This is a genomic window from Bacillus sp. BC05(2025), assembly GCF_056725905.1.
Genome location: NZ_JBWYRA010000005.1, coordinates 61,894 through 73,868 on the forward strand (window position 1 = coordinate 61,894; position 11,975 = coordinate 73,868).

The 11,975-nt window shown below is 32.2% G+C and carries 7 protein-coding genes and 1 pseudogene; 2 read left to right on the top strand and 6 right to left on the bottom strand.

The genetic code is table 11. The features are described 5' to 3' along the window. Window positions 1–148: 148 nt before the first annotated feature. A pseudogene (locus ACZ76X_RS17790) lies at window positions 149–499 on the bottom strand (integrase); the annotation flags it as partial. Window positions 500–1,741: 1,242 nt separating this feature from the next. Next, window positions 1,742–3,451 carry a hypothetical protein gene (locus ACZ76X_RS17795; RefSeq protein ID WP_479851228.1) on the bottom strand — a complete coding sequence of 570 codons (1,710 nt, stop codon included), beginning with the start codon at window positions 3,449–3,451 and terminating at the stop codon, window positions 1,742–1,744. Window positions 3,452–5,124: 1,673 nt separating this feature from the next. On the opposite strand from ACZ76X_RS17795, the gene ACZ76X_RS17800 reads away from it, so the two are divergent. Beyond that, complete coding sequence (locus ACZ76X_RS17800) at window positions 5,125–6,822, top strand: helix-turn-helix domain-containing protein (RefSeq protein ID WP_479851229.1); 1,698 nt, start codon at window positions 5,125–5,127, stop codon at window positions 6,820–6,822. A 152-nt stretch (window positions 6,823–6,974) separates the two neighbouring features. Here ACZ76X_RS17800 and ACZ76X_RS17805 read toward each other — a convergent pair whose 3' ends face one another. After that, window positions 6,975–7,451, bottom strand: coding sequence for an RsfA family transcriptional regulator (locus tag ACZ76X_RS17805; RefSeq protein ID WP_479851230.1), 477 nt, complete (start codon window positions 7,449–7,451; stop codon window positions 6,975–6,977). A gap of 348 nt (window positions 7,452–7,799) precedes the next feature. On the opposite strand from ACZ76X_RS17805, the gene ACZ76X_RS17810 reads away from it, so the two are divergent. Next, complete coding sequence (locus ACZ76X_RS17810) at window positions 7,800–9,440, top strand: S8 family peptidase (RefSeq protein WP_479851231.1); 1,641 nt, start codon at window positions 7,800–7,802, stop codon at window positions 9,438–9,440. Between the two features lie 133 nt (window positions 9,441–9,573). On the opposite strand, the gene ACZ76X_RS17815 is transcribed toward ACZ76X_RS17810, so the two are convergent. From ACZ76X_RS17815 to ACZ76X_RS17825, 3 genes are all read right to left on the bottom strand, one after another. Then, on the bottom strand, window positions 9,574–10,437 hold the full coding sequence (locus ACZ76X_RS17815) for a hypothetical protein (protein WP_479851232.1): 864 nt from the start codon (window positions 10,435–10,437) through the stop codon (window positions 9,574–9,576). Between the two features lie 177 nt (window positions 10,438–10,614). After that, window positions 10,615–10,878, bottom strand: coding sequence for a hypothetical protein (locus ACZ76X_RS17820; RefSeq protein WP_076775769.1), 264 nt, complete (start codon window positions 10,876–10,878; stop codon window positions 10,615–10,617). Window positions 10,879–11,385: 507 nt separating this feature from the next. Continuing rightward, window positions 11,386–11,649, bottom strand: coding sequence for a hypothetical protein (locus ACZ76X_RS17825; protein ID WP_479851233.1), 264 nt, complete (start codon window positions 11,647–11,649; stop codon window positions 11,386–11,388). Between the last annotated feature and the right edge of the window lie 326 nt (window positions 11,650–11,975).

Below are 11,975 nucleotides of genomic sequence, written 5' to 3' on the forward strand. Positions count from 1 at the left end.
TTAAAAATCAGAAAATATATTGCTATAGTAACCTCAATTATGAAACATATAGGGGTATTATTAGCTTATTTTGCTATGTACATTTTTAATCGACTTGAGAAGCCTTTTTTGTTGTCTTCAATTTAGGACTTATTGTATAGCCCCGCACTTTAGGGGCATCCGTTTCGTACACCCAACGAAACGTACCTCGATTAAAATGAAATGCCACAAATAGGGGATTATCTGTGTGTTGTCAAGATCTTACTGGTTCCGGAATAGTCGTATAATATTTGTAAAGATGGTGTGTATTTTCTTTAGTTAAGGAGACAGACTTAGTTAATCCATTTTCTTCAGATACCACGAAGGTATTTCTAGCAAACCGTATATGGCTCATATTAAGCGATACAAGCTCTTTCAAGGATAAACCATAGTTTACTATTAAATTGATTATACAAGCGTTTCTATACATGATTAGAGGTCGATATTTAGCCTGTCTTTCAGTTAATCTCTTTGTCTTCATTCAAAAAGCAGAAAAGGCTTCTAAGATTTTTTCTAAACTAATTGTCACCTTCATTATAATCACCTAATTTCTTTGGGTGTATTATAACGGAAAGTAGGGGAAAGACCTACTTTCTTTTTTTGCTACGCATAGTTGCTTTTTGATATATTGATTATTATTTACAAAGCCAAATGAATAAAGCTATCATAATACTCTAAAAAGGAACTACAAAGACTATTCCCCAAAATATCCCTTTGAAAAATCTAATCCCGTTATATGTATTCGTTTCGATATAAGTCATATCTTTTAGTACAGCCATATTTAATCCTCCTAATGATAATAGTTTACTAAAATAAAAAAAAGGACAAACCTCGCCCTGGTAGGGATACGTAGGTTTGTCCTTTTGTATGAGGGTAATGATATCTTTAATTACCTTGATTATAACTAAATTTACAAATATTTTCAATTAAGTCTGACATCTTATTAACAATCATACTAGTAATAATAAAATCTATTATAAATATATATCTTATATATTAAAAAGAAATAAAGATAAAACTATTATAGGACATCAAAAATGGGGGAAAGATCTACTCCCACAAGGGAAAATTTGATATTAGAACCTAAAAAATCATAAATAGTAAAAAATGTATTCATAGATTCAATAATTATCAGACTTTCAATTCTACAAAAAAGCAGAAAGAAAATCATATATTTCTACATGAAATCGGAAAGAAATTAATACAAATTACTTTATATTTATTCAACTATGGAAATAGGATTTATTTTCCTTAGCTTGGTAAATAAGGAAGTATCTAACGTTCAATTATCCACATTTTGTTCAGAAAATGTAGCTGTTTTTTAACATAACTCAGTATTCACACATAACTCACATTATTATTGATGATTTTTATTAGATGAAATAAACGACACTAGTATTATCAAGGGTATTGAGAAAATATTATTCACATTTAATCATAATTGTCCTCATATCCACTGTTTTTATAAATATCCTTCTGATTTTTTGTAGGTATAATAGGATAGGTTTTATTACAGAAGAAGAATACCCATTAGTATTATGTGGAGAGTTATGGACAGAAAGAAGAGAACTTGTATAGAAATGCATAAAAAAAGACTTCATTTTACATGAGGTCTTTCTGATTTGGTATGTATAAATAGAGAAGTGGAAAAGGGGTATTAATGAAACAAACACGAATAGCCCTCCACTTTTGATTTTTTCAAAAATAGAGAGCTTGTAGCTTTTTATTTTATTTCCATTTCGGTTAGCACCTGATCCGGATCTGTTATTGTTACACCAGAACGTACTAAACGTTCGAAGGTACGCATAAACTCTAGTAAATTAAACTGCTTTGGTAGCTCAATAACACGGAGTTTTTCTTGTGGCAGCTTATCAATAGCTTCGATAAACCATTCACGCACATCACTTGGAATCGTACGTTCTTTATGACCACGAACTTTTAGTTTTTCACGCATTTCAATTTCTAAAGCGATATATGCATGGAGATTCACACCCTGATCATATGCATATTTTCTAAATAATGTTTCTTCCTGGTATTTTAGATAATTACGGTGATAAGATTCTTCCGTCACTGGTACCGCAAACTTCTGCTTTAGTAGTGCATGTACATTTTTAAACATCTTTTTAATGTTATGAAGAGAGTACATAGAATAATGTAGACCAAAATTAAAGACAGCTTGCTCACGGTCACTATTTCTCTCTTTTGGTATGTGCTGCGCAATTAGAGGGTAGATGCCTTCTTTCGCCGCAGTATCAAGAATTTGATATTGAGATGTTTGATGCAATAGTTTTTTCAATGTATATACAATTTTCGTTGGATATCCTTCTTTTCGATCAACCATGTCACGAAGCCCACGAAGGACACTGCGAATTTGACGATGACAAGTATGCTTTAAGACATGAATGAATTTATTCATGTCTGAAGACAGTTCACCGATGTTCATTTCTTGTAGGACTGACTCGATGAACTTCGCTTTACGGGCATAGGTAGCTCTTGGTGTAAATGGATCCCTGTGTTGTTCTTCACCAGCTTCTTTCGTACATAAGAAGTCCGAATGGATAGATAGATATAAGGTTGTATATCGTTTTGTATGCTTTACACCTTTTTGCATTTTACAAATTTTGAATAGGGGATTCCCCGTACATGGTAATGCAGTTGTTAATTCTTCGATAACTGCATGAATTTGGTGCGGATATTTTTTATGCAAGAAACGATACATCCCACCAAAGTGAGTTTTGTTGCCTCTTTCATCCTGCTTGTCCAAAGAACGTTTTAAAGTTGTTTCTGTATGTTGTTGCATCGCGATGTCTAAGAATAGTTTCTTAGCTGCTACAGAGAGCTTAAAGAAAGCCTTTGTAAATACAACAGGACTAATATATACGTATGGATTTGCTTTTTCTGTTTCCTCATTCATAAAATGAGTGAGTTTGATTGTATAACGGCCATCTACTCCATTTTCAATGGAGATAATGTTATGTAAGTTTAATTTCTTTAATGCGATATAGAATTGAGAGTGTTGGATATAAGCAAATTCTTCTTTATATTGCTTGTAATCTTCCCACATCATATGTATTGTTACATTTGGAATGACGCCATTTGTATAGCATTTTTTATGTAGGTACAAGAATACTTCAAGATCTGCATTCGTAATACCGTATAATTTATGTTTTCGTCCTGCCTTTTCTGCAAGTGTAGACATTGCCCGACGTGAAAAAGATGGTTTGGCTTTTTCGACAAAACCTTCTACATCCGCAATACGCTCTTCGTATGTCATGTGCTGCAGAATATCTTCTAAATATGTATCTTTATAGCTGTAGTATTTCTCCTCAAATGTTTCCACAAACTTTTGCCAAGATTTTAGTGTTACTAAAACTGCGTTTGTTGTTTTCCCATTTAAGCTACGTTGATTACGTATCACAAATGATTTCCCCATCTTTTTCACCTCCGTTCTACAAATTCAGAAATATATGTCAAAATACTATAAAATATACCAATTTTGATTATAGCAAAATGAAAATTGCTGAAACGTGCTCCTTTAAGAAGAAAATTAGCAACTTGCAACAGCTTATGAAGCTAGTTGTATCAAGGGATAAGAGAATTTCATGATTTTTTTTTGTGTTAAGGATACCGCAAACGTGTTGCAAGTTGTGTGATATGTATAAAAGTAAGTGGAAAAGTACCTAAACCCTTGTTATATAAAGGATTAGAGTGAAAATGAGAGGGAAGTTAGGGAGAGGATACCGCAAATGTGTTGCAAGTTTGTGAACGCAATCATTAAAAATGAGTTACAATGAATATCATTGATATAAAAGGCTTTGTTGGTATTTATAGATTGAAAGTAGGGAAAGGACACCGCAAACAGTGTTGCATCTTGTGAGAAAAATAAGGGCATACATACCGCAAACGTGTTGCAAGTTGTGTGATATGTATAAAAGTATGTGAAAAAGTACCTAAACCCTTGGTATATAAAGCATTAGAGTGAAAATAGTAGAAAAGTTAGGGAAAGGATACCGCAAACATGTTGCATATTATGTATGTAACTTATTAAAAATATGAGATAAATAGCTTAAAAACTTTAAAATGACATGATTTTTTTAAAATTATTTGGTTGAGAAATAAATTATACTGTTGCAAGTTGAAAGAAATAGGGAGAGGATACCGCAAACGTGTTGCAAGTTGAGAAATATAGGGCAAACAAAGCGTAAAGGAATGTAAGTAAGTAGAAAGAGGTAAGGGAAAGAGCAACAGTGTTGCAAGTTAGAGAGTTAAGGAAAGCAAGGCGCAAAAGAAATGTAGGAAGTAGAAAGAGGTAAGAGAAAGAGCAACCTGTTGCAAGTTAGAGAGTTAAGGAAAGCAAGGCGCAAAAGAAATGTAGGAAGTAGAAAGAGGTAAGAGAAAGAGAAACCTGTTGCAAGTTAGAGAGTTAAGGAAAGCAAGGCGCAAAAGAAATGTAGGAAGTAGAAAGAGGTAAGAGAAAGAGAAACCTGTTGCAAGTTAGAGAGTTAAGGAAAGCAAGGCGCAAAAGAAATGTAGGAAGTAGAAAGAGGTAAGAGAAAGGGCAAATGTGTTGCAAGTTAGAGAGTTAAGGAAAGCAAAGCGCAAAGAGTGTGCAAGTTGAAAGAAATAGGTAGGGGAAAGAGCAAATTGTTGCAAGTTGAGAAATATAAGGGAAGCACAGCGCAAAAGGAATGTAAGTAAGGAGAGATAGGTAAGAGAAAGGGCAAATGTGTTGCAAGTTAGAGAGTTAAGGAAAGCAAAGCGCAAAGAGTGTGCAAGTTGAAAGAAATAGGTGGGGGAAAGAGCAAATTGTTGCGAGTTAAAAAGTTAAGGAAAGTAAGGCGCAAAAGAAATGTAGGAAGTAGAAAGAGGTAAGAGAAAGAGCAAATTGTTGCAAGTTAAAAAGTTAAGGAAAGCAAAGCGCAAAAAGTGTGCAAGTTGAAAGAAAGAGGTAAGAGAAAGAGCAAATCGTTGCAAGTTGAGGAGTTAAGGAAAGAAAGACGCAAAATCTTGTAAATATCTGTTACAATAAATTAAATATAATAGTAGTGAGAAATCTTATAATGTAAACTACTTTGTTGTAATCCATGGTTTAGGGAGGAATATAAAGTGGATAACTTATTACAAATGTTTCGAGATGCCTTGTTAATCTCTGAGCCAATTTATAAGACCAATGAGCTAGTATGGAATAAGTGGAATGCATATTTTAAAGATGTTGAAAACAATAATAATAAAGTATTAACCTCACCTCATGCTTCCCCATCATTTACTGCATTAGTGTCTTGGCTAGAAAAAAAACAAGAATCCGGTACCACATTAGTACAAATTTATGCCAAAATTGATTCCTATAAGGAAGAAATATATAAAGAAATTGAAGGATTTATAGACAAAGAATTCCAAAATGTAGCACCTTCAAGCTCCATAATATTAGAAAATGATCAAAATATCGAAGAGACAAGTATAGTAAACCATGAGGATTATTATGAGGTAAATAACTCTGCTGTTTATTATAAGTTAAGAGATGGGATTGCAAAAAATCAATTTGAAGAAGATGAATTAAGTAAGGTTTTACAATATCCTATTGAAACAAAATCTTCTAATGGTGTAGCTCAGCTTTCTTCACACAAAGATGAAGATTTAAGACTTACTAATATAGAAGAAGCTGCTCGATGGAATACTCTTGTCGATGATGTAATGAGTAATATGGATGATTTAACGGCAGATTGTTTAGATGCAATTACAATACAATGGATAAACGAAGCAAAATCTCCAGACGAATTCATTGATTTTTCTTATGAGCAAGTTTTAGAGATGTGCAACATTCCAAAAACAGTAGTAAAAAATAAGGAATACTATAGAGCGGAAGATAAAATTAAAATAGCAAAAAGAATTGCGGCTTTAGCAAGTATTTTTATCTATTTAAATGATGATAATGAAGTCGTAGTATTAAATGATCGTGAAGATGAAGGGGAACGACTAGAATTAAAGCGTGAGGTTGTTAAGCGATTATTTGTATTAGATTCGGTTGTATTATGGAGACATAGTGTGACAAATGAATATATGGGCATTGAATCTTGTCGTATTAAGCCAGGCAGTTTTTTAACCAATTATTTATACGGATCAAATAATACAACAGCATTATTGTCTAAAAAAGCACTTGAATACAATAGCTATAGACATAAATATCATAAAAGGTTAATTCGATACTTAACATGGCAATGGAGAATTAGACAAATGTATTCATCATTGAAAAAGCCATATTCTATAGGTGGGGACAAAGGGCTGCTTGCGGTAATGGATATCCCAAAAGATTGGAAACCAAATCGTATTAGAGAACAGTTAGAAAATGTTTTAATGGATTTAGAAAATGAAAAAGTAATCTCTCATTGGGAGTATAGTGATCCACTTGATGAACAACAAATTGGGAAACGTAATTGGTTTAAAAATTATTACACTAACTTAGGAATCACGATTTTACCACCTGAGGAAATGCTGCAATCAATGGATAGGGTAATTGGAAAAAAGATTATAGAAGAACCTCAAGAACAATTACCTGAAGTAACAGTTGTTAAAGAGATAAAGAAGACTGTAGAATCAGTGGAACAAATAGAGAAAAAGATCCGTGACCAAATACTGAAAGTACACAATGAAAAAAAGGTAAGTATTCGTGAAATAGCAGATGAAATCAGTATTTCTCCGTCTACATTATCTAGGTTCTGTAATTATAAAACAAAACGTTTATCTAAAAAAGCATTAGAAAAGCTAACAAAATGGTGTGAAAGACAAGAAATATTAGAAAAGATGTAACATAGACTAAATATTTCTTTTAATAATAGTCAAATTAAAAATACACATACATTATGTATGTGTATTTTACTTATATACAATTATAAGAGCCTGAATCTTCTATATCAATGTTGATTTTGGAGGGCGAAGGTCCTATTAGAGAATCAATATGGTTATGCTGTTGAATCCACTGCAATTAAATTTCTTGTCTTATCAATATGGTTCAGTAACATACGATATTCTTCTTCATACATAGTTAAACGTTGTAGAAGAGATTGATTCTCAGCTTTTAAATCTTCAATTTGATTTTGTAACTTTGTCAATTCATTCACATCTTTATAATTTTGTAAAAAGAGAATAATGTCATCTAATGTAATAGGCAAGGAGTTTTTTTCTTTTTCTGGTGGAGATAAGGGAATGTTGTTTCCCGCTTTTCGCTCTTGTTTTGCTTGTTGTATTTCTTCTTGATATTGTTTTCTCACATATGAATTCCAACGAAATCCACAAGCTGCGGGTGTTCTAGCTAGTAGTTTTGCTACTTCTTTGAATGCAGCTAATTGTGTTCCACCGTTACGAATATTCTGAAGTACTGTTGATGCGAGAAGTAAATCGTTATCATCAGTCCAGGAATCTTGTCTTGAGATTACCACATTTTAACCTCCTTATATGTTTTATATTACATATATGCAATTACTCAAAATGATAGAAGCTCAACTTCTATTGAAATAATTGGGGGCAAGTTAAAAGAAGTATGTATGATTTTACATGCAAAATTGCATTTAAGGTTGACTATTTTTTAAGGTGTAACTATACTGGTTACAGTAAAGTAACTGAATGAAATTGTTGGTATGAATTAGTTGTATTAATGACGTTTAAACAAATATTAAAGAATGAATGGAGTTGAAAATGCAGTCCGACATATAAAACGTTTTGATAAAAAGAAGTTAGGTAATATACATTTTTTTATAATTATATATTGATAAAAAGAGGTGCACGTTTTGAAAATTTTTAAGGGAATTCTAGTTTCTTCAATTGCATTAACAGCATTTAATGGAGTAGGCGGTATACTTCCAAGTGAAAAATCAGAAGTTGCCTACGCAGCTACTTACAATTATTCAAATAAGCAATTGAATTCTACTGTACATAAGCAAGCTACTAAACAATTAATTTTAAAATTTAAAAATGAAGCGAATTTACCATATCAGGATGGAATAGAAAAATTCATTAAAGAAGAAAAACAGGATCCTGAATTCATTGGAATTTTAGCTGAATATCCAAATGTAACTATAAATCGACTTTTTAATTCTTTAAATCCTAAAGAAATTAAAAATCTAGGTAAAGAAATAAAAGATTCCAATCATATTTCTTCTAATTTGCTAAACTACTATATTGTAGAAACTCAAGATGATATTGATGTACAAGCATTACTTACAAAAATTGAGAAATCATCTCTTGTTGAAACGGCGTATTTACAGGAAGAAGAGGCGCCACCAGAAGAGCGTTTACCAAATTTATCTGTTAATCCATATGATGAGCCTAGACTTACAAGACAAGGTTACCTTGAACCAGCACCATTAGGAATTAATGCACCTTATGCCTGGAGCATAAAAGGTGGGGATGGAAAAGGGACTACTTTCGTAGATATGGAGTATGGGTGGTTATTTAGTCATGAGGATTTAGTGAATCAAAAGATTGAATTGATATCTGGACAGAATAAAAGCGAGCACCATGATCATGGTACATCAGTCTTAGGAATTGTTTCGGCAGAGGATAATAACATAGGTGGAATTGGGATCGCACCTAAAGCTAAGGTAAGGGTTGTATCTCAGATTAGGGATAACGGAAATTATAATACAGCTGATGCTATCTTAAGTGCAGTTAACAATATGCAAGCTGGAGATATCCTTTTATTAGAAGCCCAGGCTACTTATGATGGATATGGAGATAAGAACTATCTTCCTGTAGAAGTAAAACCGGATATATTTGATGCAATTCGTCTGGGAGCAAATAAAGGAATTATTATTATTGAAGCAGGTGCAAACGGTGGAAATGATTTGGATCAATTTAGAGACCGTACTGGTAAACAAGTTTTAAATCGTAATAGTCCTGATTTTAAAGATTCAGGGGCAATTATGGTTGGGGCAGCTTCTGCAAGGGTTCCTCATAAACGTTCATATTTCTCTAATTACGGTAGTAGAGTGGATGTGTATGGATGGGGGAATGCAGTAGATACTACAGATGCTAAACCAAGTGAATTTATAACAAATCTATATACATCTAGTTTTGCTGGAACATCTAGTGCATCGCCTATTATTGCTGGTGCTGCTGCATCAATTCAAGGAATTGCAAAAAATAATCAGGGAAAAGTATATACGCCAAGCCAGCTTAGGGACATTTTAAGTAATCCTAGTACTGGAACGAAATCTAACGATCCAATCTCTGATAAAATTGGTGTTTTACCTGACTTAAAAGCTATTTTATCTAAACTTGGTTTTTCACCAAACTTAGGTAATGATTCTTCTATTGTATTTCCTGAGGAACAAGAAATAAATAAAGGGAATAAAGGTTCTACTATTACGTTCCCGCAAGAGGATTCCGATAATAGTGAAGGAAACTCTAACTTCATTTTCCCGGAATAATAAAAATAGCTCCTATTTAATATGAAAGAATTATATATAACTAATTGTTCATAATAACAGTGAAATAGACTCTTATGTGTTGTAATATAAGAGTCTATCTATTGTACTTTTAACTATCCGAAGAGGTCTTGTTTTAATTTGTTTGATCTGCATTATTTTTTATAAGGAAGTTTTTCGCATTACTAATTGCTTGAATTGATTTAATTTTAATAGTGATTTTATTTGAAGATTTTATAATCTTATTAGTTGAATTATCCTTTATTTGTAGATTTGGCCCAGTAATAGTAATTGATTCTTTACCAATATTCATTATAAAACCTTTAATATGAATTTGTTCTAAAAATATTATGATGGGTAAATGGATTAATTGATAATCAAGTAAAAGTTTTCGGGTTTCATTTGTAATATCTTTGATATCTTTAGACGAGTTTATTTGATATTTAGAAATCGATTGTGAGTTATTTGGTTTTATTTTGAACCTTTTTGAATCTCCTTGCGGAACAAGTGAGGGTGGTAAATTTAATAAAACTGTTGAGGTTTTTTGTAAATATGATGGAGTATTCGGTGGTTTTAATGAAACAGTAGAGTTTTGTTGTGAACGTAGCGAAGTATCTGCAGGTTCTGACGAAATCGTAGGATTTTGATGTGAACGTGAAGGAGTATCTGCAGGTTCTGATGAAATCGTAGGATTTTGATGTGAACGTGGAGGAGTATCTGCAGGTTCTGATGAAATCGTAGGATTTTGATGTGAACGTGGAGGAGTATCTGCAGGTTCTGATGAAATCGTAGGATTTTGATGTGAACGTGGTGGAATATCTGTTGTTTCTGACGAAATCGTAGGATTTTGATGTGAACGTAGAGGAGTATCTGCAGGTTCTGACGAAATTGTGGAACCTTTTTGTGAATGAGGCGGAGTATAAAAAGGAATCGGATTTATATTAAACAGTTTAAACCTAGGTTGTTCAATATTTTTTTGATTTGAACATAAATGACACATCTAAACACCTCCTATAAAGGGTTGTATTATATAGTAAACAGATTATGTAAAAGGGTGATAATAAAAAGAATAATAAACAAGCCAAAGTTATTTTCTATATAAATGACATTTTATAAAATAAGATTTAAAAAATGCAATGGGTATTTACAAGCCCATTGCATTTTTGGGTTTTATTGATTATTCCCCTTGGTCATCACTAACTGATAAAATTGAACTAATTTTAACACTAATTTGGTTTGGATTTTCAAGGTCTCCACCATTTGCATTACTTTCGACTTCGACACCTTCTCCGTTACCACGGCGAAGAGTAACAAAGTTTTCTCCAATTCGAGTGATAAGACCTTCTACATGAAACGATGGTAAAAATAATACTACTCTTACCCCTACTAATTGAAATGCGTGTAACAATTCACGGATTTCATCTTCATGACGTTCTGGCATTTATATCTTCCTCCTCAAATAAATTAAAAAAGTAGAAAAGGGATAAAAAAATACCTCTTTGCTACTTCTCAAGATAGGATATGTTGAAAATTACTAATCGAAATAGACAAAGTGGTAATTTATTTTTAATGGTGCGGAATTTTACTAGGGTTCAAATATCTCTATAGTGAGAAGTTATTAAGAGGTCATTAGCCCTTAAAATAGTAGTTGATCCTGAGTTTAAGTGAGAGATTGTAGACATTCTGCTAATTTTAAATGATAAATAATCTTGTTTTTGGGGGACATTTTAGATTGTTTAATATTTTTTGATTTGAATAAAACTGAAATATCCAAATAATTCCTATGGAAAGTTGTATTATATATTAAGCAGATTATGTAAAGGGGGGATAATAAAAAGAATAATAAACAAGCCAAAGCTATTTTCTATATAATTGATATATTATAAAATAAGATTCAAAAAATGCAATGGGTATTTATAACCCCATTGCATTTTTTGCTTTATTAATATTAAGCTCCTTGGTCATCACTAACTGATAAAATTGAACTAATTTTAACACTAATTTGGTTTGGATTTTCAAGGTCCCCACCATTCGCATTACTTTCGACTTCGACACCTTCTCCGTTACCACGGCGAAGGGTAACAAAGTTTTCTCCAATTCGAGTGATAAGACCTTCTACATGAAACGATGGTAAAAATAATACTACTCTTACCCCTACTAATTGAAATGCGTGTAACAATTCACGGATTTCATCTTCATGACGTTCTGGCATTTATATCTTCCTCCTCAAATAAATTAAAAAAGTAGAAAAGGGATAAAAAATACCTCTTTGCTACTTCTCAAGATAGGATATGTTGAAAATTACTAATCGAAATAGACAAAGTGGTAATTTATTTTTAGTGGTGCGGAATTTTACTAGGGTTCAAATATCTCTATAGTGAGAAGTTATTAAAAGGTTATTAGCCCTTAAAATAGTAGTTTATCTTGTGTTTAAGTGAGAGATTGTAGACATTCTGTTAATTTTAAATGATAAATAATCTTGTTTTTATAGCCATAATAAACTTTGATGAATGGTATTTATATATATATTCATAGAAA